The following is a 23,775-nucleotide window of genomic DNA, read 5'->3' as shown; positions in this document are numbered from 1 at the left end:
GAAGGAGGCGGCGGTCCACCCCGGTTCGGGTGGGCCGCCGTTCACCACGTGGCGGGGTCGGAGCCGGGTATGTGTGGGCCGTGGTCCCAGTGTGGCGGGGCGGCGGGGAGGGTGCCGGGGGGTAGGACGTGGCGGACTCGGCCGATGGGGGTGTCCACTTCGGACAGGTATGCGTCGACCGGGGAGTCGGACTCGACGGAGTCTGTCCAGCCCAGGGAGTCGAGCAGGTGGGCCGTGCGGGCGAGGGAGACCTTGACGTGCCAGGTGCCGCCTTCGGTGGCGCGGCGGCGCAGGGCGGTGAGGACGCCGGAGGCGGCGAGCCAGCCGGTGCCGTGGTCGAGTGCCTGCGCGGGGAGCGGGACCGGCTTGCCGTCGCCGCGGTGGGCGATGCCGGTGGCCAGTTGCAGGAGGCTGTCGAAGCCCCGGCGGGCGCGCCACGGGCCGGTGTGGCCATAGGCCGACAGCGAGACCAGGATCGTCCCCTGTGGAGCGTTGTCCGGCCCGAAGCCCTTGGCGGACAACGAGTCGGGCCGGTACGACTGGACCAGAACGTCAGCGTCGGACCACAGTTCGCGGAGCCTGGTGGCGTTCTCCTGGCTGCGCAGGTCAAGCCAGGTGGTGCGCTTGCCGAAGCCCGTGTCGACCAGGACCGGGCGCATGACCGGCAGGTGCTCGGCGCCCACGTGCAGGACGTCGGCGCCGTGCGCGGCGAGGGTGCGGCCGCAGACGGGACCGGCGATCACGTGGGTCAGGTCGAGGACCCGGACCCCGGTGAGCGGGCGGTCGGCGGGCGGCAGCGGCCTCGGCGGACCGTCGCCGATCCGCTCGACCGCGACCAGCGGCTCGGCGGCGACCGCGCGGCCCTGCGGGTGGTCGGCCCACGCCGCGGGCGACCTCAGCTGCGCCGCGGCCCCACCGGCGGCCAGGACGGCCTCGACGACGTCCGACGCCTGCCTGGCCGCGACCGCCGCCGTGACGTCGTCGCCGAGCACGGACCGGACCGCGGCCTCGTGGTGCGGGTAGTTGCAGTGCAGCCGCAGCCACCCGTCGGCGGCGCGGTAGTCCCCGGACAGCGGCGCCCACAGGTCGCCGACCGGCTCACCGTCCACCAGCAGGTGCCGCTCGCTGCGGAACGCCTCCGCCGCGTGCCGCAGGTCGACCGACACCTCGCCCGGCTCCGTGCCGCGGTCGCGCAGCAGGTCGGCGGCGAGGGTGGTGACCAGGCCGACGCACCGCGCGGCCAGGTGCGCCACGCGGTACGGCCCCGCCACGACCCGCTCGTCGCCGACCAGCCTCACGGCAGGTTCGCCACCAGCTCGGCGGGCTGCACCCGGGTGCCGGTGTAGAACGGGATCTCCTCGCGGACGTGCAACCGGGCCTCGGTGCCGCGCAGGTGCCGCATCAGGTCCACGATCCGGTGCAGCTCGTCGGCCTCGAAGGCGAGGATCCACTCGTAGTCGCCCAGCGCGAACGACGCGACGGTGTTGGCCCGCACGTCGGGGTAGTCGCGGGCCTCCTTGCCGTGGTCGGCCAGCATCTTGCGGCGCTCCTCGTCGGGCAGCAGGTACCACTCGTAGGACCGCACGAACGGGTACACGCAGATGAACCGGCGCGGCTCCTCACCGGCGAGGAACGCCGGGACGTGGCTGCGGTTGAACTCCGCGGGCCGGTGCAACGCCACCTGGCTCCACACCGGCGTCGACGCCCGCCCCAGCGCGGTACGCCGGAACCCGGTGTAGGCGGCCTGCACCTGCTCGATCTCCTCGGCGTGCCACCAGATCATGTAGTCCGCGTCCGCCCGCAACCCCGCGACGTCGTACACGCCGCGGACCACGACCCCCTTGCCCGCCAACGCGTCGAGGAACTCCGTGGTCTCCGCGGCCGCACTCCCCCGGTCATCGGGCAGCCGCCCCGGCTCGATCCGGAACACCGACCACATGGTGTACCGGATGGTGTCATTGAGCTCGGCATAGTTCAGACGCGCCATGCCCGCCATCGTCCCACCCTCCCCCACGCCCCCGCCGCCACAGGTGTCCCGCGACACGCCGAGCAGCCGTCATCGGGTCCCCGGGTCGTGGCCACGACCGAACCGGCCTGCCACTGGAGCCGTTGCACGCAACGCGCCCGGACCCGACCGAACAGCCGCGCCGTCCCGAAGCGGCCAGGAGTCCGCGCTTCGAGCAGTTGTCCACAACCCCGCGCCCCATCCACAGCCCGCACGCGCCCCTCTTGACAGCCCCCCAACTCCGATATTCTCAGAAATGGGACCCCGGACCCCGGGAGGGCGGGCCCCGGTCGCGGAGTTGATCTTGGTCGGCGGCGGGCCTGGTGGGGTGCTGGGGTCGAGCGTTGCGGAATTGTGTCCATGGTGCGGGGCGGGATTGGCGCTGTGAGCGGCCTCGTCGATGCTGGTGCGGCACGCCGGCACCTGCCGGTTCATCGTCGACCAGCACTGCGGCCCGGCGTTGGCGCCTGCCGCGGGTGGCGATCTCGACGCCGGCGCGCCGGTCCGGTCGCGGTGAAGCAGCGCTAGACCGACCACGTCGCCCGTGGACTACCCGGTGCGGTGGTTCCGCAGGTGGTCGGCGATGCGGTGGGCGGCTGCGGTGCCGGTGGCCACGCAGGCGGGGATGCCGACGCCGTGGAGGGTGGCGCCTGCCACGGCCAGGCCGGGTTCGGCGGCGATGGCGCGTTCGATGGTGGCGACCAAGTCGGTGTGGCCGGGGGCGTACTGGGGTAGGCCGCCGCCCCAGCGGGTGACGGTGGTGGCGATGGGGGGCGCGCTGACGCCGGTGAGTTCGATGAGGTCGGATCGGACCAGGCGGGTCAGCTCGGTGTCGTCGGCCTTCAGGGCGCCCGGGTCGGCGAAGCGGCCGACCGAGCCGCGGATGATGACGGACTCGCCGCCGAGGTGGGCCCACTTCGAGGCGGAGAAGGTGAACGCCTTGACCGCGAACGGGGTGCCGTCGAGCCGCCGTTCCCCCGTGGCGAGCAGCACCCCCGACGTCCCGGGCAGTTCCGTGCCCTCCGGCAGCGCGAACGCGACGACGGCCATGGACGCGACCTCGACCCGGCCGTAGGCGGCGGACGCGACCGGCACCACGCCGTCGAGCAGTTTGCGGGCGGCGGGGGCCGGGACGGCGAGCACCACGGCGTCCACGTCGAGGACCGGGTCGGGCGGCTGGTGGGCGGCGGCGTTGGCGCCGAGGGTGAGGCGCCAGCCGGTGGCCGTGCGGGCGAGTTCGCGGACCGGCACGCCGAGGCGGACGGTGGCGGACTCGGCGAGGCGGTCGACCAGGGTGCCGAGGCCGTCGCGGAGGGTGCCGAAGACCGGTTGACCGGTCGGGGTGGGCAGCGAGCGGGCCGCGGCCTCGGTGAGCGAGGTCGCGCCCGCGTCGAGGGCCTGGGCGATGGCCGGGAGGGTGGCGCGCAGGCCGAGGCCGTCGACGCCGCCCGCGTAGACGCCGCCGAGCAGCGGGTCGACCAGGCGCTCGGGGAGTTCGTCGCCGAAGCGGGCGCGCAGCAGCGGGCCGAGCGCCGCGTCGCCGTCGAGCGACAGCGGCGGCAGGTCCGGTTCGGCGGCGACCCTGGCCAGGCCCTCGGGGGTCAGCAGGTCGGTGAGCGCGGCCGGGTCGGCGGGCACGCCCATGACGTGGCGACCGGGGATGTGCCTGGTCACGCCGCCCGCGCGGACGGTGGAGCGGGCGCCGGTCGGGTGCGCGACGCCGTCGGCGAGGCCGAGTTCGTCGAGCAGGGCGCTCACCTCGGGGCGGCGCACCAGGTACGCCTCGGCGCCGACGTCGAACCGCCTGCCTGCCAGCTCGGCCGTCTTGATCTTGCCGCCGAGCCGGTCGGACTGCTCGACCACGGTGATCGCCGCGGTCGGGCCGAGCAGGGCGCGCAGGCGGTGGGCCGCGGTCAGGCCGGAGATCCCGCCGCCGACGACCGCGACCCTCACCGCTGGGTCGACAGGCTGTGCGCGAACGCGACGGTGCGGGTGATCACATCCGGGTCGGTGTCCGGCAGCACGCCGTGGCCCAGGTTGAACACGTGCCCGGCGGCGGACCTGCCCTCGGCGACGATCCTGGTGACCTCGCGGCGCAGCACGTCGTCACCGGCGAACAGTGCGGCCGGGTCGAGGTTGCCCTGCACCGCGGCGCCGGGAACGGCCCGGGCGGCCACGTCGAGCGGGGTGCGCCAGTCCACCCCGACCACGTCGGCGCCCGCCTCGCGCATCGCGCCGAGCAGGTGGCCGGTGCCGACACCGAAGTGGACCCTCGGGATGCCCGCGTCGGCCAGTCCGGACAGGACCTTCGTCGAGTGCGGCAGGACGAACTCGCGGTAGTCCCGCAGCGACAACGCGCCTGCCCAGGAGTCGAACAACTGCACCGCGTCGACCCCGGCGGCAATTTGCGCGCGCAGGAACTCCAGTGCGGTGTCGGCGAGGTTGTCCAGCAACGCGTGCCAGGTGACCGGGTCGCCGTACATCAGTGCCTTGGTGCGCTCGTGGTTGCGACTCGGGCCGCCCTCCACGAGGTACGAGGCGAGCGTGAACGGCGCGCCTGCGAAGCCGATCAGCGGTGTCCGGCCCAGCTCGACGGTCAGCAGGCGCACGGCGTCGGCAACGGCGTCCACCTGGTGCGCGTGCAGCCTCGGCAGTGCGGCGACGGCCTTGGCGTCGCGCACCGGTGCGGCGACGACTGGGCCGGTGCCGGGCACGATGTCCAGGTCGACACCGGCGGCGACCAGCGGCACAACGATGTCGCTGAACAGGATCGCGGCGTCAACACCGTGACGGCGAACCGGCTGGAGCGTGACCTCGGTGACCATTGCCGGGTCGAAGCACGCGGCGAGCATCGCGGTACCGGCGCGCAACGCGCGGTACTCGGGCAGCGAGCGGCCCGCCTGGCGCATGAACCACACCGGGACCCGGTCCGGTACGCCACCACGCGCGGCCACCAGGAACGGTGCGGTCGGCAGGCTCCGGCGGCGCGCGGCGGCCGGGGTGATTAGTTCAGTCATCGCGTCCGCCATGGTCCCACGACCACCCCCGTCCCCGTTCGCGTGGGCAGAAGGTCACACTGTCGGTGGCGTGAACCTGGTTGTGCGTGGTCGGCGCGCCCTCCCCGCTCACTGACTCGGGTGGTCCTACAGTTACCAGTCGTGACTGGAACGTCGACCGCGCCTGAACTCTTCACCCAGGCCGTCCAGGCGCTGAAGTCGCTGCGGCCCCGGCCAGAGCTGCAACTGGCCGAGGTCCGGCCACCCCAGCGGCTGGCCCCCTGGGCGTTCGCGCTGACCGCGGAGGCGACCGGCCCGGCCGAGGTCCAGGCGACCGGGCGGCTCATCCTGCTGCACGACCCGGAGGGCCAGCAGGCCTGGGACGGGGTGCTGCGGGTGGTCGCCTACGTGCGCGCCGAACTCGACGCCGAACTCGCCGACGACCCCCTGCTGCCCAGCGTCGGCTGGTCCTGGCTGACCGACGCCCTCGAGGCCTCCGGCGCCGAGTTCACCGCCCTCGGCGGCACCGTCACCGACACCTCCTCGGCGCGCTTCGGCGACATCGCGGGCCCGGAGCGCACCGACGACCTCGAACTCCGCGCCTCCTGGACCCCCACCGGCGAACTCCACCCCCACGGCGAGGCCTTCCTCGACCTCATGGCCAGCGTCGTGGGCCTCCCCCCGGTCGGCGTCGCCCTCTTCGAACAGCGCAAGGGCGAGTAGCTCCCGCTCGTTTTCCGCGACCTAGCCCGACTCCGGTTGCCTCGTTGCCTCGTCATGCCTTCGACCTGCTGGAACCGCGCTGCCCGGTGGCCGCAATTCACCCGGTTCAGCGACAGAAGTTATCCACATGTAGATCTTCGGCGGCCTCATTCAAGATCCACTGTCGGAGGGTGCCGGTAGAGTGGGACCTGGGACGCCCCCCGGAGAGGGTGGGGGCTGGGGCCGGACTGGCGCGGGCGCGCGAAGCGGGTTTGGCGGGGCCAAGAGCTCGGTGTGGGACAAGAGGGCGGTGTGGGGCTGAGAGGCCTGGGGTGGGGCCGGTAGCCCGGTAGGGGGCAAGGGGGCTGGTTCGACATCAGGAGGGAGCAGCTTCAAAGAAGCCTGCGGACGAGTTGCTTTGCCGCGAGAAGACGTGTGTTGGTCCGGTGGGGATTGGGCGTGAAAAGGGGCACGGGCCGCCCGGAAAGGGCGGCCCGTGCGGTAAAGCCGGTTCAGCGCTTGCGTTCCTTGTTGGTGCGGGCGGAGCGCTGGCAGATGTCGCCTACGTCGATTGTTTGGGAGCGGTCGATGTAGACGTCGGTCAGGCCGATGAGGCGGCCGCGCTTGTCGGAGCAGGTGAGCTGGTAGGGCTCCTTGGGGCCGTAGGTGGTCGGCAGCGGGGAGGCGAAGTCGACGCGGAGGTTGGTCCAGTCGTCGGTCTCGGGGCCTGCCTGGGAGTAGTTGACGATGGCGGCGGTGTAGTCGCCGGCGGGCGGGTCGAGCAGGACGGCGTGTTCGGCGGTGGTGCCGCCGCTGGCCGAGGAGGTCACCACGTTGCCCGCGGCGTCGAAGATGTAGAGGTCCCAGTCGGTGGCCGGGGTGGCCCAGCTGATGGACACCTGCAGCTTGCCGTTGTCCACCTTCGGCAGACCGTCCACATGGAACGGGATGCGCTCGGCGGTCATGTCCTCCGGGAAGTTGGTGTTCGCGGCCGGGACCCCGGGCGGGTTGGGCAGCGTCACGCCTGCCTGCGCCGGGCCCTTCGGGTCGCGGCCCCAGCGGCCCGCCACGTACGGGCGGGTGGACGGGTTGACCGCCCAGCTGAAGCGGCCGCCGGTGCTGGTCAGGTTCGAGGTCAGCGTGTCGGCGACGTAGAGCGGCGGGCCGACGGTGCCGTCGGCGTTGACCACCGGCGAGGTCGGCGTCTGGAACGCCTTGCGCAGCTGCAGCTGGTAGCCCTTGGGCGCCGAGCCGATCAGCGTCGAGTGCGCGGCGGGGTCGGCGGCGTTGGCCAGCATGTCCAGGAACGCCTGGCGGTTGCCGCCCTTGCCTGCGCCGGGCGCCGGGGCGAGGCCCGCGTACTCGGCGATGACGCCGGTCTCGTACGGCGGGTGGAACTCGCTGCTGCCGATCTCGAAGGTGAACCCGTAGCCACCGGTGGCGAAGTACGACCAGTCCTCAGTGGACCCCGTGGTGTCGTAGAGCGCCCACGACGGCTGGCTGGTGTACCCGTTGCGGGAGGCCATCTTGTCGCCGAGCGCCTTGTAGACCGGCTCGTCGAGCGGCGGCCGCACGTCGGCGACGCCGGGCACGCGCAGCACCAGGTTCGAGTAGGTGTGCAGGGTGATCAGGTTGGTCACCTGGCGGGTGGACACCAGCGCGCGGATGTTGCGGGTCTCCGGCTCGGAGAACGGCGCGGAGCCGCGGTAGGTGTCGCTGCTCCACGCGGTCGACGCGCCCGCGCCGCCCCAGAAGCCCGCGTAGTTGCGGTTGGGGTCGGTGCCGCGCTGGCGACCGGCCGGGTTGGCCTTGCACACGCCGGTGCGGAAGGCCTCCGGGGAGTCGTTGACGTTGCAGTTCTTGCGCTTCATCTCGTAGTCGAAGCGGGTGAAGTCGCCCTTGGGCTCGGCCTCGCGGGAGATGGAGAAGCCGTCGACGTTGACGATCGGGATGACGATGTTGCGCGTCTTGCCCACCAGCGCCCGGATCTCGCCGCCGGAGCGGTAGCCCTTGACCAGCTCGTGCGCCCACTCGATGGCGTGCTCGCCCGCGGGCCACTCGCGCGCGTGGTGCACGCCCATGAGCACGTTGACGGCCTTGCCGTCGGTGGCGTTGTCGACGTCGGTCGCGATCTCCAGCGCGCTGACCTCACGCCCCTCCCAGGTGGCGTTGGGCAGGGTGAAGGCCTTGACCAGCCCGGGGTTGCGGCGCGCGAGGTCCTTGATCTCGTAGTCGTACTCGTAGAGGTGGCGGTACGAGGTGCGCCCCGACGGCAGCACCGACGCCTTGCCCCGGCCGGCGAAGTCCTTGTCCCGCTTGGCGTTCGCGATCGACCGCGCGGTCAGGTCGGCCTGCACGACGGTCGAGCGCAGCCCGCTGTCGGCGAGGGTCTTGCGGTCGGTGTCGTCGGCGAGCACGACCTCGACCCCGGTGGCGTCGGCCTTCTCGGTGACGTCGAGGTCGAGCGCGAGCAGGCGGTCCTTCTGCTGGCGGGTGGGGGTCTCCACGCGCACGATCTCCGCGCGCGGCGCGGCGGTCGGCCCGCCCTGGTTGTTGATGGCGAGGAAGTCGACGCCCAGCTTCACCGTGCGGGAGGTGCCCGCGTAGCGGCAGGCCTGCACGACCAGCTGCTGGTCCTTGGTCACGAAGCTCTCGGCGAGTTCCGCGCTGCGCAGCGCGGCGGAGGCGGCCACGACGGCGCCGGTCTTCTTGTCGAACACCGCGAGGTCCCAGTCGCCGGTGCCCGAGCCGTGCGCGGTCAGCCTGGCCTGCACGAGCCCGGCGACCGTCGAGGTGACCTCGCGGTGCGCGGTGCCCCTGGTCCCGGTGGGCAGCAGCCGCTCGAAGCAGGAGCGGGCCACGTCGGCGTCACTGCGCAGGACGTTGTCGGCGGCGGCCGCGGTGGTCGCCGTGGCGGCGGTCAGGCCGAACACCACGGCCCCGCTCATGCCGACCGCGGCGAGCACCCGCCACGGCGGTAAACGTCTGGATGAAGGGCTCAAGCTCGTCTCCTCCCGAACGCCGCCCTCGCGCGCGCGGGGGCGATCGAGCGTGACGGTAGCCACGATCGAAACAGCGAAATGCGTTACCGGTTGCCAGTTGGGAGTCAGCGCAACGGCGTTGCGCCGATGGGGCCACGACGGGAATTGGCCGAATCCAGCGCGCTGTCCGATTACCGGACGCTCAAGACTTATTACCTTTTGCCAGTTATTCGGCGGTGTCGGCCACCTCTTCGGCGCAACGCAGGACCCGCAGGGCGTTACGCCCTGCAACCTTCGCGCAGTCGTCCTCGCTCCAGCCGCGGTCGAGCAGGGCGCCGAGGAGCGCCGGGTACCCGCCGACGTCGGTCAGCCCGGTGGGCATCTCGGGGCAGCCGTCGTAGTCGCCGCCGATGCCGATGTGGTCGACCCCGACGACCTCGCGCGCGTGCTCCAGGTGCGCGACGACGTCCTCCAGGGTGGCGACGGGCTGCTCGTGGCGGCCCTCCCAGGTCTCGTAGAAGCGCTCGCGGTCGGCCAGGTCGGCGTGCTTGCGGCCGACCGCCGCCATCGCCTCGGCCATCCGGGCGTCCCAGGCCGCGATGGCGGGCGAGACGAACCGGGGCACGAAGGTCACCATCAGCACGCCGCCGTTGCCGCGGAGGCGTTCGAGCACGTCATCGGGCACGTTGCGGGGGTGCTCGGTCACCGCGCGGCACGAGGAGTGGCTGAAGATGACCGGCGCCGTGGTGGCGTCGAGGGCGTCGCGCATGGTCGTCGCGGCCACGTGGGAGAGGTCGACGAGCATCCCCAGCCGGTTCATCTCGGCGACCACCTCGCGGCCGAAATCGGACAGACCGCCCACAGCGGGTTCGTCCGTCGCGGAGTCGGCCCAGGGCGTGTTGTCGTTGTGGGTCAGCGTCATGTACCGCACGCCGAGCCGGTGCAGGGCGCCGAGGACGCCGAGCGAGCCCGCGATGCTGTGGCCGCCCTCGGCGCCGATCAGCGAGGCGATCCTGCCGGAGGCGAACACGGATTCGGCCTGGTCAGCGGTGGTGGCCAGGCCCAGGTCGGCCGGGTAGGCGGCGACGAGGCGGTGCACCAGCTCGACCTGTTCGAAGGTGGCGGAGACGGCCTCGTGCCCCTCAAGCTGGCAGGGGACGTACACCGACCAGAACTGGGCGCCGACGCCTCCGCTGCGCAACCGCCCGAGGTCGGTGTGCAGGCCGTCGAGGTGGCTGTGCAGGTCGCTGCGGGCGGCGGTGACGGCGGGAACGCTCCCATGGCGGTCACGCAGAGCCCACGGCAGATCGTTGTGACCGTCGACCAGCGGGGTCCGGGCCAGCAGCTGTCGGGCCCGGTCGACTGAGGGGGTGTGCACTACCCGTGACTCCATTTCATCGCGTAGCGGAGGCCGTCCGTTACGTCACCGTCTAGGGACTCACCCGATCGTGTGACACGCCCCGGCTTCAGTCACAACCCGATCGGATACTTACCCGATTGATCGTCCCGCTAACCCGCTTGGGCGGCTAGGCTGCCTTCGTCGACACCACTTTCGGTCCAACGGCGGCGCGGCTGTTTGGTCGAAAGTCCCAGTGCCGGTCGGGGGGCAACGACCGACTCCAGGGAGGTAGTGACGTGGCTGCCGTCGGCTTAGGTCAGGCCGTTCGAACCACGCCAGCCGGCTCATTGCCGGCGAACATGGTCCCGCACCCGCGGGAGGAGCTGTTCTCAGTGCTGGTGGTCGACGACCACCCACTGTTGAGGGAGGCGATAGCGGCTCGGCTCACACAGATGGGCGCGGGCACAGTGCACGAGGCCGCCACGGTGGCCGAGGCGAGGGCGCGAGCGCAGGCCACCGGGCCGTGCGACCTGGCGATCCTCGACCTGGGTCTGCCTGACGGTAGCGGGATCGAGTTGGTCACGGAGCTGCGCAGCCACGGCTGGCCGCGCATCGTCGTGCTCGCCTCGTCCGACGACCCGTACGCCGTTCGATCGGCCTTCCAGGCAGGCGCACAGGCCTACCTGCTGAAGTCCGCGTCGCCGGTCGTGGTGACCGACGGGGTCCGCAGGGTGCTCGAGGGTGGCGTCTACGCCGACCCGAGTGTCGCCCCGGTCCTCGCCACCGGCACCAGGGTCCCCGGCACCGACAACACCCCGCGCGAGCTGTCGGCGCGCGAGGTCGAGGTGCTGCAACTGGTCGCCGACGGCCAGTCCAACAAGGAGATCGGCGAGGCGCTGAACCTCTCGGCGCTGACGGTGAAGTCGCACCTCTCGCGGATCGGCCGCAAGTTGGGCACCGGCGACCGGGCCCAGATGGTCGCGCTGGCCATGCGGGCAGGCGTCATCCGGTAGACAACAGCAGTCGTGTGGCTGGGCTGGGCATGGCCCAGCCACACGACTGCTGCTGATCTCCGACGATTGTCACCGGTCGTGCCGTAGGGTCATCGGCCGTGACGATCCCCGGCTCAGGACCCAGCGCCGCCGACCCGCCTGCTCCGGTCCTGCTCACCGAGCCCGCGGAGGGCACGCCCGACGTCGTCGTCGACCTCGAGGCCCTCGACCGCGCGGCAGGGCGCATAGCCGCCGGTCACGGCCCGATAGCCGTGGACACCGAGCGGGCGTCCGGCTACCGCTACTCCCAACGCGCCTACCTGGTGCAGGTGCGCCGCCAGGGCGCGGGGACCTTCCTGATCGACCCGGTCGCCGTCGACGACCAGGTGGACGCCCTCATCGCCGCGCTCGCCCACGACGAGTGGGTGCTGCACGCGGCCTCGCAGGACCTGCCCTGCCTGTCCGACCTGGGCCTGCGCCCCGCCAAGCTGTTCGACACCGAGCTGGCCGGTCGCCTCGCGGGCTTCGAGCGGGTCGCGCTCGGCACGCTGGTCGAGCTGCTGCTCGGCTACCACCTGGAGAAGGGCCACGGCGCCGCCGACTGGTCGCGCAGGCCGCTGCCGGTGGACTGGCTGAATTACGCCGCGCTCGACGTCGAGCTGCTCATCCAGCTGCGCGACGCGCTGGAGTCCGAGCTGCGCGAGCAGGGCAAGCTGGAGTGGGCGCTGGAGGAGTTCGAGGCGCTGCGCACCGCGGACCCGGCCCCGCCGCGCAAGGAGCCGTGGCGGCGCACCTCCGGCATCCACAGCGTGCGGACCCCGCGCGGGCTGGCGGCCATCCGGGCGCTGTGGGAGGCCCGCGACGGCATGGCCCGCGAGCGCGACATCGCCCCCGGCCGGGTGCTGCCCGACAGCGCGATCATCCAGGCGGCGTCGGTGAACCCGCAGGACGAGCAGGCGCTGTTGCAGCTGCCGGTGTTCAAGGGGCGGGCGCAGCGCAGGCTGGCCAACACCTGGATGCGGGCCCTGCGCGCCGCCGCGGCGCTGGCCAAGTCGGACCTGCCCGACCCGGCCCCGCCCGCCGACGGCCCGCCGCCCGCCAACCGCTGGGCGGACAAGGACCCCGAGGCCGCTGCCCGGCTCTCGGCGGCGCGCGGCGCGCTGAGCAAGATCGCCGAGGCGCACCGGTTGCCGGTGGAGAACCTGCTGCAGCCGGACCTGGTCCGCCGCACCTGCTGGCAGCCGCCCGCCGACATCGACGAGGGGTCGGTCGCCGAGGTGCTGCGCACGGGTGGCGCCAGGAACTGGCAGGTAGGGCTGACGCTGGACGCGCTGACCACGGCCCTCAAGGCGTCCGCGGGCTAGGTCTCGCGCTAGACCGCGGTCGTCACGCGGAAGATCGGGTGGCTGGGGCCGGCGGCGAGCAGCTCGGCGTCGGTCGACTTGGCGTTGACGCCGTCGAAGAAGGCCCCCACCTCGAACGCCCAGCGCTTGAGGTAGGCGCGCAGGATCGGCGGCTTCACCTCGTCGGGCAGCTCCTCGGCGGTGAACCGCTCGACCCGCTTGCCGACGCTGAGCTCGCCCTCCCCGGCCGCCCGCAGGTTGCGCACCCACTGGGTGTGCCCGCGCGGGGCGACCAGGTACTGGACCCCGTCGATGGTGAGCAGGTTGACCGGGGTCTTGCGCGGCTCGCCGCTCTTGCGGCCCCGCACGGACAGGACCCGGGCGCCCCAGACGTCGAAGCCGCGGCGGACCAGGAACGACACGATGGCGTCGAACCGCAGCAGCCGGACGATCCGGCCGGGGCGCAGGTAGCGGGCGTTGGTGGTCTTCTCGGTCATGGTGGCTCCTCCCGTGGTGAGAGCGGTGATCTCGTTTGCGATCAGCGCTCTCTGTCTGCCGCCAGTCAACGCGGCGGCGCGCGGCTTGTCAAGAGCACTGCTCTCGAATTTGTGCAGCGCTCTCGTCGGTGTCAGACTGGCGGCATGAGCGCAGGTCGAACGGCACGCGACAAGGCCAGGCACGAGCTGACCAGGGAGATCAAGGACGAGGCCAGGCGGCAGCTGGCGACCGACGGCGCGCACCAGCTCTCACTGCGGGCGGTGGCGCGCAGCCTGGGCATGGTGTCCTCAGCGCTGTACCGGTACTTCCCGAGCCGCGAAGACCTGCTGACGGCGTTGATCATCGACGCCTACGACGCGCTCGGCGCCGCTGTCGAGCAGGCCGACCGGGGCGACACCCCGGCCGAGCGCTGGCGCGGCGCCTGCACCGCGGTCCGGGAGTGGGCGCTGGCGCACCGGCACGAGTACGCGCTGATCTACGGCTCCCCCATCCCCGGGTACAAGGCGCCGCAGGACACCGTCGCCTCCGCGGTCCGGGTCCCGATCGTCCTGCTGGGCATCGCGGCGGCGGCCGGGGTGGGCGACAGCGAGATCCCGGCGGAGCTGCGCGGGCAGTTCGACGCGATCGCCGACGCGGTGCCGGTCACGGTGCCGACGGGCGCCTTCGCCCGGGTCGTGCTTGCCTGGACGCAGCTGTTCGGGATGGTCAGCTTCGAACTGTTCGGCCAGCTCGCGGGCAGCGCGGACCCGGCGGACGCGTTCTTCGGGTTCGCGGTGGACCGGATGGCCGAACAGGTCGGGATCGTCTGATTACCCATCGGTAACAAGCGGTAGAGTGGACCTGGGTTACCACGCGGTAGCCCCATCGAGCCAGATCGAGCCAAGGAGCACCCGTGGCCGCACCCGCTGCCCCCGCAGCCGCGCGCGCCGCCCGCGAGGTCGTCTTCGTCGACGGCGTGCGGACGCCGTTCGGCAAGGCGGGACCGAAGGGCGTCTACGCCGAGACCCGCGCGGACGACCTGATCGTCAAGGTCATCCGCGAGCTGCTGCGCCGCCACCCGGAACTGCCGCCGGAGCGGGTGGACGAAGTAGCGGTCGCGGCGACGACGCAGATCGGCGACCAGGGCCTGACCATCGGCCGCACCGCAGCGCTGCTGGCCGGGCTGCCCAAGTCGGTACCCGGCTTCGCCGTCGACCGGATGTGCGCGGGTGCGATGACCGCGGTGACGACCACCGCGAGCGGCATCGCGTTCGGCGCCTATGACGTGGTCATCGCGGGCGGGGTCGAGCACATGGGCCGCCACCCGATGGGCGAGGGCGTCGACCCGAACCCGCGGATCATCGCCGACAAGCTGGTCGACCCCACCGCGCTGGTGATGGGGCAGACCGCGGAGAACGTGCACGACCGCTTCCCGGCGCTGACCAAGCAGCGCTGCGACGCCTACGCCGCGCGCAGCCAGGAGAAGTTCGCCGACGCGGTGAAGGCGGGCAAGATCGGCCCGGAGCTGGTGCCGGTGGCGACCCGCTCGGCCGAGCTGGGCTGGGGACTGGCCACGGAGGACGAACCGCCGCGCCCGGGGACGACGGTGGAGGCGTTGGCCGGCTTGAAGACCCCGTTCCGGCCGCACGGCCGGGTGACCGCGGGCAACGCGGCCGGGCTCAACGACGGCGCGACCGGGTGCGTGCTGGCCGCCGAGGAGACCGCGCGGGAGCTGGGCCTGCCGATCGGGATGCGGTTGGTCGGCTACGCGTTCGTCGGGGTGGAGCCGGAGGTCATGGGGATCGGGCCGGTCCCGGCGACGGAGAAGGCGCTGGCGCGGTTCGGTCTGTCCATCTCGGACATCGGGCTGTTCGAGCTGAACGAGGCGTTCGCCGTGCAGGTGCTGGCGTTCCTCGACCACTTCGGGCTCGCCGACGACGACCCGAGGGTCAACGTGTGGGGCGGGGCGATCGCCTGCGGGCACCCGCTCGCCTCGTCCGGGGTGCGGCTGATGACGCAGTTGTCGCGGCAGTTCGCCGAGCGGCCGGACGTGCGGTACGGGATCACCGCCATGTGCGTCGGGATCGGCATGGGCGGCACCGTGATCTGGGAGAACCCGAACTGGGACGGGGGCAAGTGATGCTGACCCACGAGCAGGCCGCGAAGGCCTTCCCGGACGAGGTGGTCACCAAGGCGGTCACCAGGCTGGTGCGGGTCGCCGGGCTGGCCAAGCCGGTCGCGCTGATCACCATCGACAACGGCCACGACCACACCCGGCCGTCCACCTTCGGGCCGCAGAGCCTGGTGAGCCTGAACGCCGCGTTCGACGCCGCCGTCGCCGCGCAACCCTCGGCGATCGCGGTGACCGGCAAGCCGTTCATCTTCGCCGTCGGGGCCGATCTGTCCGGTGTGGAGCAGGTGGCCGACCGGTCGTCCGCTGTGGACATCGCGCAGACCGGGCACGACGTGTTCCGGCGGTTCACCGAGTCACCGGTGCCGACCTTCGCCTTCGTCAACGGCGCGGTGCTGGGCGGCGGCCTGGAGCTGGCGCTGTCGTGCCACTACCGGACCCTGTCGGACAACACGGCCGCGATCGCGCTGCCCGAGGTGTTCCTCGGCCTGTTCCCCGGGTGGGGCGGCACGCAGCTGCTGCCGAACCTGATCGGGCCGGACGCCGCGGTGACGGTGATCTTCGAGAACGCGCTGAGCCAGAACCGGATGCTCAAGCCCGCGCAGGCCGCCGAGCTCGGGATCACCGACGTGCTGCTCGGGTCGGCCGACTTCATCGAGCGGTCACTGGCGTGGGCGTCCGATGTGGTCAATGGCGTGGTTTCCGTGCCGCGCAAGGAGATCGACCGGGGCGCCGGCTGGAACACGGCCGTCGAGCGCGCCAAGGGGATCGTGCACGGCAGGACCAAGGGCGCCTCGCCTGGCGCGCTCAAGGCGTTGGAGCTGCTGGAGTTGGCGCGCGCCAACGACCTCGACGCCGGGTACGCGGCCGAGACCGAGGCGCTGGCGGACGTCCTGATGACCGACCCGCTGCGGGCCGGGCTGTACTCGTTCACCCTGGTGCAAAAGCGGGCCAAGCGGCCTGCGGGCGCGCCGGACAAGTCGTTGGCGCGCCCCGTGACCAAGGTCGGCGTCGTCGGTGCCGGGCTGATGGCGAGCCAGATGGCGCTGCTGTTCGTGCGGCAGCTCAAGGTCCCGGTCGTGCTGACCGACATCGACCAGGCCCGCGTCGACAAGGGCGTGGCGTACGTGCACGACGAGATCGACAAGCTGGGCGCCAGGGGAAGGCTGTCACCGGACGGCGTCAACCGGTTGACGGCGCTGGTGTCCGGGTCGCTGGACAAGGCGGCGTTCGCGGACGCGGACTTCGTGATCGAGGCCGTGTTCGAGGAACTCGGCGTCAAGCAGAAGGTTTTCGCCGAGGTGGAGGCGCACGTCAGCGCGGAGTGCGTGCTGGCGACCAACACCTCGTCGCTGTCGATCACCGAGATGGCGGCCGGTCTCGCGCACCCGGAGCGGGTGGTCGGGTTCCACTTCTTCAACCCGGTCGCGGTCATGCCGCTGCTGGAGGTCGTGCGCGCCGAGCGGACCGACGACGCGACCCTGGCCACGGCGTTCGCGGTCGGCAAGGCGCTGCGCAAGTCGTCGGTGCTGGTCAAGGACGCGCCCGCGTTCGTGGTCAACCGGCTGCTGACCCGGTTCATGGGCGAGGTGGTCCGCGCGATCGACGAGGGCACGCCGTTCGAGGTGGCCGACCGCGCGACCGAGCCGCTCGGGCTGCCGATGAGCCCGCTGGTGCTGCTGCAACTGGTCGGCGCCCCCGTCGCGCTGCACGTCGCGGAGACCATGCACCGCGCGTACCCGGACCGCTTCGGCGTCAGCGAGAACATGCGCCGGTTCGTGGCGGCGGGCAAGAACGCGGTGTGGACGTGGGACAGCGCGGGCAACCAGTCGGTCGACCCGGAGGTGGCCGCGCTGTGGCAGTTCGGGCCGAACCCGCTGACCGCGCAGGAGGTCCTGGACCGGGTGCTCGACGCGATGGCCGAGGAGATCCGGATCATGCTCGACGAGGGTGTGGTCGCCGAGGCCCAGGACATCGACCTGTGCCTGCTGCTGGGCGCCGGGTGGCCGTTCTGGCTCGGCGGCGTGACCCCGTACCTGGACCGGGCCGGGGTGTCCGAACGCGTGCACGGCAAGCCGTTCCTGGCACCGGGGGTGGCCTCGGTCCCGGCGTGAGGTGAGCCGGAGGTGCGGGCCGTGATCAACTCCGCCACCATGGGGTGATGATCCGCGTCGGCACCTCCGGCTGGACCTACCGCCCGTGGCGTGGGGACTTCTACCCGCGCGGCGTGCGCGACGAGTTGGCGTACCTGTCGCGGCGGTTGGACACGGTGGAGGTCAACGGGACTTTCTACGGGCCCCGCAAGGCTTCCGACTATGTGCGTTGGCGGGAGGTGACGCCGCCGGGGTTCGTGTTCGCCTTGAAGGGCCCACGCGAAGTCACGCATTCCCGGCGGTTACGGGACGTTTCGGGCTTACTGGACGAGTTCCACTCCTCCGGCTTACTCGAGTTGGGTCCGAAGCTCGGCCCCATCCTGTGGCAGATCCCCGCCTCCCTGCACTACGACGAGGCCCTGATCGAAACCTTCCTGACCGCCTTACCCACCTCGACCCGCCACGCCTTCGAAGTCCGCCACTCCAGCTTCTACAACGACACCTTCATAGACCAACTAACCACCCACGGCGTGGCCCTGGTGGTAGCCGACAACCCCGGCCTCTGGCCCTGCCTCTTCGCCAACACCACCACCTTCACCTACCTCCGCCTCCACGGCGACACCGAGCTCTACACCAACCGCTACACCGACGCCGCCCTAGACCAATGGACCACCCAAATCCAAACCTGGCACAAATCCGGCGACGTCTACACCTACCTGGACAACACCATGACCGGCGCCGCCCCCTGGGACGCCCTCCGCTTAGCCGAACGCCTGCGTGAACCCCAGCTGCGATCACCGGAGGGGTGACGGAGGATGGGGGTGTGGGCGGGGACGTGAGGGTAGGGACGTCGGGGTGGGTGTATCCGCCTTGGCGGGGAGTGTTCTATCCCGAGGGGCTCGCGCAGCGGCGGGAGTTGGGGTACCTGGCAGGGCGGGTGAACTCGGTGGAGGTCAACGGGTCGTTCTACGCGTTGCAGAAGCCGGAGAGCTATCTGCGGTGGGGTGGGGAGACGCCGGAGGGGTTTGTGTTCTCGGTGAAGGGGCCGCGGTTCATCACGCACATGAAGCGGTTGCGGGATGTGGCGGTGCCGGTGGCGAACTTCTTCGCTTCGGGGGTGCTGGCGTTGGGGGCGAAGCTGGGGCCGGTGCTGTGGCAGTTGCCGCAGAACTTCACGTACGAGCCGGACGTGCTCGCCGCGTTCTTCGACGGGTTGCCGCGCACCACCGGCGAGGCCGTGGCGGTGGCACGGGGGCGTGACGAGCGGATGACGGGGCGGGAGTGGCTCCAGACCGACGTGGAGCGGCCGGTGCGGTACGCGGTCGAGGTGCGCAACCCGGACTTCGCCACGGCCGAGTTCGTCGAGATGCTGCGGGACAAGGGGATCGCGCTCGTGGTGGCCGACACCGCGGGGAAGTGGCCGTTCCTGGAGGACGTGACAGCGGACTTCGTGTACGTCCGCTTGCACGGCGACAAGGAGCTGTACGCCAGCGGGTACTCGGACGAGGCGCTCGACCTGTGGGCCGCGAAGATCCGGACCTGGCGCGCGGGCAAGAACGTGGCGTCCGCGAAGGCCGGGCCTGCTCCATACCGCCGACAGGGGCGGGACGTGTTTGTCTACTTCGACAACGACATGAAGGTCATGGCCCCGCGGGACGCTGAAGCGTTGGCCGGCAGGTTGTGAATATCGGGCGCGCTGAGCGGATGGAGCTGATTCTGGTTCGGGATGGCGCTACCTGCATCTGGTGCGCGCGCCCGTTCCGCGGTCAGGCTGTCCCCACCACCGACCATCTAGTGCCGCGCGTCAAAGGTGGGCCTTCCTGGATCGAGAACGAGGTCGCGGCCTGCCGTGGATGTAACCGGTTGCGCGGGCACACGAGTCCGGTTGATTGGCTTGCCGAGTGTCAGAGGCACGGGTGGGCACCAGATGCCGAGCGGGTCGTCAAGGTGTTGCGGGAGTTAGAGGCTGCCATCGCCGTGCGGGGTGGGCAGCGGCGGGCGCGGGCTTACGTTGAGCGGCAGCTTAGACGGCTGGCGAAGCTCTAGAGGGACGGGAAGGTCACGACCACGCGGAGGCCGCCGGACGGGACTGGGTCGGCCTGGACGGTGCCGCCGTGGGCTCGGGCTACGGCTCGGACTATGGACAGGCCCAGGCCGGTACCGGTGTGGGAGGTGCGGTCGACGCCGCCGCGGCGGAAGGGTTCGAAGAGTTCGGGGACTCGGTCGGGGGGGATGACCGGGCCGGAGGAGGCCACCTCCAGGGTGGTCCACTGTGGACCGCTGGTGGTGCGGACCTCGATCCAGCCGCCGTCGAGGTTGTGGCGCACGGCGTTTTCCAGGAGGTTGCCCGCGACGCGTTCCAGCAGGGCGGCGTCGCCGGTGACGGTGGCGTGGTCGTGGTGGAAGCGGGCGGTGATGCCGCGGCGCTCGGCGTCGGCTCGCGTGGAGCGCCAGGCACCGGAGACGACGACGGGAAGCTCGACCGGCCCGGTAGCGCCAACGCCCAAGCCGTCGGTACGGGCCAAGACGAGCAGTGCCTCGACGAGGTCGCCTGCGCGCAAGGTCGCGGTGCGCACGACGTCGGCCATGCGGCGTAGCTCGGCAGCGTCAGCGTCCGGATCGGACAGAGTCACGTCTAGCTCGGTGCGGATAACGGCTAGAGGCGTGCGCAGCTCATGACTGGCGTTGGCGACGAACTGCCGTTGCGCCGAGAACGCCGCCTGAAGCCGGTCGAGCATCGCGTCGAACGTGTCCGCGAGCTCGGCCACCTCGTCGCGCGCGCCCTGGTGGTTGATCCGCTCCCCCAGCGACTCCACGGACAACCGGTGCGCGGTAGCCGTAACTTCCCTCAGTGGCCGCAAGACCCGCCCGGTGATCACCCAGGCCAACAACGCGGTCGCAGCCACCACACACACGAACGCCACCGAGCCTGCCAGCAGCAAGCGGTCTCTAGCGTCGTTCGACAACGCCTCCGCCAACTGATCCGCCTCGACGCTGATCCCACCGACCACGACAGTCGTACCGGACGGCAGCGACGGGACCGAGTTGACGACCTCGCCCGCCAGCACCCACCCGAGCCACAGCAGCAGGACGCTGACCACGGCCACGAGCCCGGTGGCCAGCAGGGTGATCCTGGCCCGCAACCCCGGGCCGCGCCTGCGGTCGGTCACACCCCCGGCTCACCGGCCGATGCGGGCACCCGGTACCCGGAACCGACGACGGTGTCGATCACCCCCGGGTCGCCCAGCTTCTTGCGCAGCGTCATCACGGTCACCCGGACGGTGGTGGTGAACGGGTCGGCGTTCTCGTCCCACACCCGCTCCAGCAGCTCCTCGCTGCTGACCACCGACCCGCGCGCGGCGAGCAGCACCTCCAGCACGCCGAACTCCTTGCGGGTCAGCTCCACCGGCCGCCCGGCCCTGGTCACCGTGCGCCGGGCCGGGTCGAGCTCGACATCGCCCGCGACCAGCACCGGCGGGGTGACCGGGGTCGCCCTGCGGGCCAGCGCGCGCACCCTGGCCACCAGCTCGGGGAAGGCGAACGGCTTGGCGAGGTAGTCGTCCGCGCCGAGCGAGAGGCCCTCCACCCGGTCGGCGACCGCGTCGCTGGCGGTCAGCATCAGCACCCTGGTCAGCGCGCCGGACGCGACGATCTCGCGGCACAGCTGGTCGCCGTGCATGCCGGGCAGGTCCCGGTCGAGCACCACCACGTCGTAGCGGGTGACCGAGGCCTTCTCGTGCCCCTCGGCCCCGTCCAGGGCGATGTCGACGGCCATGCCCTCGCGCCGCAGCCCCCGGGCCACGGCCTCGGCGAGGGCGGCCTCGTCCTCCACGATCAGAATCCGCACCCCACCACGGTGCCACACGCCCCGACCGGCCCCACTCGTCGGGCATGATCACCCCATGATGCTGCGCTCGCTGCGCGAACAGGTGGCCTCCCACGCCAGGGCGCTGGCCGAGGCGGGACTGGTCCTGGGCACGGCGGGCAACATCAGCGCCCGTCAGGGCGACCTGGTCGCGGTTACCCCTACCGGCGCTCGGCTCGCGGACCTGCGCGCGGAGCACGTGACGGTCGTGGACCAGGACGGCGGCGTTGTCGAGGGGACACTCGCGCCGACGTCCGAACTGGACCTTCACCTGGGCGTCTACCGGCGGTTCCGCGCGGGAGCGGTCGTGCACACCCATGCGCCGATGGCCACGGCGCTGTCGCTGGTCGTCGACGAGCTGCCGTGTGTGCACTACCAGCTGGTCGAGCTGGGCGGGACCGTCCCGGTCGCGCCGTACCGGACGTTCGGGACCACCGAACTGGCCGACGCCGTGCTGGAAGCCCTCGACGGCCGGACCGCGGCGCTGATGGCCAACCACGGCGGCATCACCTTCGGCGCCGACCTCGCCACCGCGGCGCACCGGGCGCTGTTGTTGGAGTGGGGCTGTGAGCTCTATTGGCGGGCGTCCCTGCTGGGCAAACCCCGCACCCTCGACCGCACCGAACGCGCCGACTACGAACGCCAGGTCGCCCGCCTGCGCTACGGCGTCACCCGCGAACTCGACTAGGCAGCGCTAGAGCGAACGCCGGGGGTTCACGTAACCCCCGGCGCAGCTGGCTTCTAGCTCCGGTCAGCGGATTCCGTTTGCTCGCTCGGGGCCACCGCGGCGGTGCCGATGAGGTCGGAGGCCCAGCCGGTGACGCGGCGGGCGATGTGCTGGGCGGTGAGGCCGAGGCGGACGAGGACCTCGTCGCGGGTGCCCTGGGCGTGGAACTCGTTGGGGATGCCCAGGTCGCGCAGGGGGACGTCCACATCGGCGTCGCGCAGGGCGGCGGCGAGGGCCCAGCCGAAGCCGCCGTGGCGGCCGCTGTCCTCGACGGTGACGACCAGCTTGTGCCGACTGGCCAGCCCGGCCAGCTCGGCGGGTACCGGCGTGACCCAGCGCGGGTCGACGACGGTGACGCCGATGCCCTGGTCGGCCAGTCGCTCGGCGGCCGCGAGGCCCAGTGCGGCGAACGAGCCGACGGTCACCAGGAGCACGTCCTGGCAGTCGTCGCGGCGCAGCACGTCGACCGGGCCGAGCCGCTCCAGCGCCGGGATGTCCTCGCCGACGGTGGCCTTCGGGAAGCGCAGCACGGACGGGCCGTCGTCGATGGCGACCGCCTCGCGCAGCTCCTCGCGCAGGGTGGCCGCGTCCCGGGGCGCCGCGATGTGGATGCCCGGGATGACGCCGAGGATGGACAGGTCCCACATGCCGTGGTGGCTGGCGCCGTCCGGTCCGGTGATGCCCGCGCGGTCGAGCACGACGGTCACCGGCTGCCTGTGCAGCGCGACGTCCATCAGCATCTGGTCGAAGGCGCGGTTGAGGAACGTCGAGTAGATCGCGACGACCGGGTGCAGCCCGCCCATCGCCATGCCCGCCGCCGAGGTGATGGCGTGCTGCTCGGCGATGCCGACGTCGAACACCCGCTCCGGGAAGCGCTCGGCGAACGGCGCCAGCCCGGTGGAGCGCAGCATCGCGGCGGTGATCGCCACGACGTCCTCGCGCTCGGCGCCGATCGCGGCCAGTTCCTCGGCGAACACCGAGGTCCACACCGTGCCCTTGGACTTGCGCGGCTTGCCGGTGACCGGGTCGATCGGGTCGGTCTGGTGCATCTGGTCGAGCTCGTCGTTCTCGGCGAGCGGGTAGCCGTTGCCCTTGCGGGTGACCGCGTGCACGATCACCGGCCCGCCGAAGTCCTTCGCCCGGCGCAGCGCGGCCTCCAGCGCCTCCAGGTCGTGCCCGTCGACCGGGCCCAGGTACTTCAGGCCCAGGTCCTCGAACATGGCCTGCGGGCTCAACACGTCCTTGATGCCGCGCTTGGCCGCGTGCAGGGCCGCGTAGAGGGGCTTGCCGACGACAGGAGTGCCCTGGAGGACCCTCTTGCCGCCTTCGAGCGCGCGCTCGTACCCGGGACGCAGGCGCAGCGTGGCCAGGTGGTCGGCCAGGCCGCCGATGGTGGGTGAGTAAGAGCGCCCGTTGTCGTTGACGACGATGACGACCGACCGCTCGGTCCCCGCCGCGATGTTGTTCAGCGCCTCCCAGCACATGCCGCCGGTGAGGGCCCCATCGCCGACGACCGCGACAACGGTGCGCTTCTCGCCGCGGAGCTCGTGGGCCTTGGCGATGCCATCGGCGTAGGAGAGCGCGGTGGAGGCGTGGCTGTTCTCGACCAGGTCGTGCTCGCTCTCGGCCTGGCTCGGGTAGCCGGAGATGCCGTCCTGCTGGCGCAGCTCGTCGAACCCGTCGCGGCGGCCGGTGAGGATCTTGTGCACGTACGCCTGGTGGCCGACGTCGAAGATCAGCCCGTCGGCCGGCGAGTCGAACACCCGGTGCAGCGCGATGGTCAGCTCGACCACACCCAGGTTCGGCCCCAGGTGCCCGCCCGTTCTGGTGACCTTGTCGACGAGGAACGAGCGGACCTCCACCGCGAGCCGGTCGAGTTCCTCGTGGGTCATCCGCCGGAGATCGGCCGGTCCGTGCACGGAGTCCAGCAGGGTCACGCGTCGTCACCTCGTCGGAGAGCGGTGTCGTGTGGGGTCTGGCGGTCGGCAGCGGGTGCGGGCTTTCGACCCAGTCTACGAGCGGTCGGGCACCCCCGACTTCCGGTATCGGCGCCGGGGGCGCGCCCGGCGATCGCCCATCCGGGTCACCGGGGTGCGGTGCTGATCACGCTGTTCCTGCTGGACC

At 71.9% G+C, this 23,775-nt stretch carries 20 protein-coding genes; 10 read left to right on the top strand and 10 right to left on the bottom strand.

All coding sequences use genetic code 11. The features are described from left to right. Window positions 1-41: 41 nt before the first annotated feature. From BMY07_RS22995 to hemE, 4 genes are all read right to left on the bottom strand, one after another. Window positions 42-1,298, bottom strand: a complete 1,257-nt coding sequence (locus tag BMY07_RS22995) for a CoA transferase (protein ID WP_092782443.1) — start codon at window positions 1,296-1,298, stop codon at window positions 42-44. Next, window positions 1,295-1,987, bottom strand: a complete 693-nt coding sequence (hemQ, locus tag BMY07_RS22990) for a hydrogen peroxide-dependent heme synthase (RefSeq protein WP_092782440.1) — start codon at window positions 1,985-1,987, stop codon at window positions 1,295-1,297. The genes BMY07_RS22995 and hemQ overlap by 4 nt, the downstream gene beginning before the upstream one ends. A 567-nt stretch (window positions 1,988-2,554) precedes the next feature. Continuing rightward, window positions 2,555-3,958 carry a protoporphyrinogen oxidase gene (gene hemG / locus BMY07_RS22985; RefSeq protein ID WP_092782437.1) on the bottom strand — a complete coding sequence of 468 codons (1,404 nt, stop codon included), beginning with the start codon at window positions 3,956-3,958 and terminating at the stop codon, window positions 2,555-2,557. Next, the gene (hemE, locus tag BMY07_RS22980) at window positions 3,955-5,022 is read right to left on the bottom strand and encodes a uroporphyrinogen decarboxylase (protein WP_245782589.1); all 1,068 of its coding nucleotides are present in this window, start codon (window positions 5,020-5,022) and stop codon (window positions 3,955-3,957) included. The genes hemG and hemE overlap by 4 nt, the downstream gene beginning before the upstream one ends. Window positions 5,023-5,163: 141 nt before the next feature. On the opposite strand from hemE, the gene BMY07_RS22975 reads away from it, so the two are divergent. Next, complete coding sequence (locus BMY07_RS22975; RefSeq protein WP_092782431.1) at window positions 5,164-5,724, top strand: DUF3000 domain-containing protein; 561 nt, start codon at window positions 5,164-5,166, stop codon at window positions 5,722-5,724. A 491-nt stretch (window positions 5,725-6,215) separates the two neighbouring features. Here BMY07_RS22975 and BMY07_RS22970 read toward each other — a convergent pair whose 3' ends face one another. Next, a complete protein-coding gene (locus tag BMY07_RS22970) occupies window positions 6,216-8,651 on the bottom strand; it encodes a M14 family zinc carboxypeptidase (RefSeq protein ID WP_092783014.1) in 2,436 nt (811 codons plus the stop codon). Between the two features lie 259 nt (window positions 8,652-8,910). Continuing rightward, a complete protein-coding gene (locus BMY07_RS22965) occupies window positions 8,911-10,062 on the bottom strand; it encodes a dipeptidase (RefSeq protein WP_245782588.1) in 1,152 nt (383 codons plus the stop codon). 257 nt (window positions 10,063-10,319) lie between these two features. Here BMY07_RS22965 and BMY07_RS22960 point away from each other — a divergent pair, with 257 nt between their 5' ends. Next, window positions 10,320-11,036: a response regulator gene (locus BMY07_RS22960; protein ID WP_035282988.1), complete on the top strand. Its 717-nt coding sequence runs from the start codon at window positions 10,320-10,322 to the stop codon at window positions 11,034-11,036. 98 nt (window positions 11,037-11,134) lie between these two features. After that, entirely contained in the window at window positions 11,135-12,379 is a 1,245-nt protein-coding gene (locus BMY07_RS22955; RefSeq protein WP_177215721.1) for a ribonuclease D, read from the top strand. Window positions 12,380-12,387: 8 nt separating this feature from the next. Here the strand turns inward: BMY07_RS22955 and BMY07_RS22950 are convergent, their stop codons facing one another. Beyond that, complete coding sequence (locus BMY07_RS22950) at window positions 12,388-12,855, bottom strand: nitroreductase family deazaflavin-dependent oxidoreductase (RefSeq protein WP_092782425.1); 468 nt, start codon at window positions 12,853-12,855, stop codon at window positions 12,388-12,390. Between the two features lie 144 nt (window positions 12,856-12,999). On the opposite strand from BMY07_RS22950, the gene BMY07_RS22945 reads away from it, so the two are divergent. From BMY07_RS22945 to BMY07_RS22920, 6 genes are all read left to right on the top strand, one after another. Further along, entirely contained in the window at window positions 13,000-13,665 is a 666-nt protein-coding gene (locus BMY07_RS22945) for a TetR/AcrR family transcriptional regulator (RefSeq protein ID WP_092782422.1), read from the top strand. 83 nt (window positions 13,666-13,748) lie between these two features. After that, a complete protein-coding gene (locus tag BMY07_RS22940) occupies window positions 13,749-14,975 on the top strand; it encodes a thiolase family protein (protein ID WP_092782419.1) in 1,227 nt (408 codons plus the stop codon). Further along, complete coding sequence (locus BMY07_RS22935) at window positions 14,975-17,080, top strand: 3-hydroxyacyl-CoA dehydrogenase NAD-binding domain-containing protein (RefSeq protein ID WP_092782416.1); 2,106 nt, start codon at window positions 14,975-14,977, stop codon at window positions 17,078-17,080. Before BMY07_RS22940 ends, BMY07_RS22935 begins: the two co-directional genes overlap by 1 nt. A 47-nt stretch (window positions 17,081-17,127) precedes the next feature. Beyond that, complete coding sequence (locus BMY07_RS22930) at window positions 17,128-17,868, top strand: DUF72 domain-containing protein (RefSeq protein WP_092782413.1); 741 nt, start codon at window positions 17,128-17,130, stop codon at window positions 17,866-17,868. 71 nt (window positions 17,869-17,939) lie between these two features. After that, window positions 17,940-18,743, top strand: a complete 804-nt coding sequence (locus BMY07_RS22925) for a DUF72 domain-containing protein (protein ID WP_245782587.1) — start codon at window positions 17,940-17,942, stop codon at window positions 18,741-18,743. 20 nt (window positions 18,744-18,763) lie between these two features. Further along, window positions 18,764-19,105, top strand: a complete 342-nt coding sequence (locus BMY07_RS22920) for an HNH endonuclease (RefSeq protein WP_092783008.1) — start codon at window positions 18,764-18,766, stop codon at window positions 19,103-19,105. Here the strand turns inward: BMY07_RS22920 and BMY07_RS22915 are convergent. Both BMY07_RS22915 and BMY07_RS22910 read right to left on the bottom strand, forming a co-directional pair. Continuing rightward, entirely contained in the window at window positions 19,102-20,229 is a 1,128-nt protein-coding gene (locus tag BMY07_RS22915; RefSeq protein ID WP_092782407.1) for a sensor histidine kinase, read from the bottom strand. The genes BMY07_RS22920 and BMY07_RS22915 overlap by 4 nt on opposite strands. After that, window positions 20,226-20,906: a response regulator transcription factor gene (locus BMY07_RS22910; RefSeq protein ID WP_092782404.1), complete on the bottom strand. Its 681-nt coding sequence runs from the start codon at window positions 20,904-20,906 to the stop codon at window positions 20,226-20,228. Before BMY07_RS22910 ends, BMY07_RS22915 begins: the two co-directional genes overlap by 4 nt. A 55-nt stretch (window positions 20,907-20,961) precedes the next feature. On the opposite strand from BMY07_RS22910, the gene BMY07_RS22905 reads away from it, so the two are divergent. Continuing rightward, window positions 20,962-21,612: a class II aldolase/adducin family protein gene (locus BMY07_RS22905; RefSeq protein WP_092782401.1), complete on the top strand. Its 651-nt coding sequence runs from the start codon at window positions 20,962-20,964 to the stop codon at window positions 21,610-21,612. Window positions 21,613-21,665: 53 nt separating this feature from the next. Here BMY07_RS22905 and dxs read toward each other — a convergent pair whose 3' ends face one another. Continuing rightward, window positions 21,666-23,588 (bottom strand): 1-deoxy-D-xylulose-5-phosphate synthase, encoded by a 1,923-nt coding sequence (gene dxs / locus BMY07_RS22900; RefSeq protein ID WP_092782398.1) that lies wholly within the window; start codon window positions 23,586-23,588, stop codon window positions 21,666-21,668. Between the last annotated feature and the right edge of the window lie 187 nt (window positions 23,589-23,775).

It is taken from the genome of Actinokineospora terrae, assembly GCF_900111175.1.
In the GTDB taxonomy this organism is placed as follows: Bacteria; Actinomycetota; Actinomycetes; order Mycobacteriales; family Pseudonocardiaceae; genus Actinokineospora; species Actinokineospora terrae.
This window is presented reverse-complemented; position numbering and strand designations above follow the sequence as displayed.

Bases quoted from the DNA above. Each gene is read 5' to 3' on its own strand.
- hemE (WP_245782589.1), bottom strand. From the start codon at position 5,022: ATGACTGAACTAATCACCCCGGCCGCCGCGCGCCGCCGGAGCCTGCCG.
- BMY07_RS22970 (WP_092783014.1), bottom strand. From the start codon at position 8,651: ATGAGCGGGGCCGTGGTGTTCGGCCTGACCGCCGCCACGGCGACCACC.
- BMY07_RS22935 (WP_092782416.1), top strand. From the start codon at position 14,975: ATGCTGACCCACGAGCAGGCCGCGAAGGCCTTCCCGGACGAGGTGGTC.
- BMY07_RS22905 (WP_092782401.1), top strand. From the start codon at position 20,962: ATGATGCTGCGCTCGCTGCGCGAACAGGTGGCCTCCCACGCCAGGGCG.
- hemQ (WP_092782440.1), bottom strand. From the start codon at position 1,987: ATGGCGCGTCTGAACTATGCCGAGCTCAATGACACCATCCGGTACACC.
- BMY07_RS22950 (WP_092782425.1), bottom strand. From the start codon at position 12,855: ATGACCGAGAAGACCACCAACGCCCGCTACCTGCGCCCCGGCCGGATC.
- BMY07_RS22930 (WP_092782413.1), top strand. From the start codon at position 17,128: ATGATCCGCGTCGGCACCTCCGGCTGGACCTACCGCCCGTGGCGTGGG.
- BMY07_RS22920 (WP_092783008.1), top strand. From the start codon at position 18,764: ATGGAGCTGATTCTGGTTCGGGATGGCGCTACCTGCATCTGGTGCGCG.
- BMY07_RS22945 (WP_092782422.1), top strand. From the start codon at position 13,000: ATGAGCGCAGGTCGAACGGCACGCGACAAGGCCAGGCACGAGCTGACC.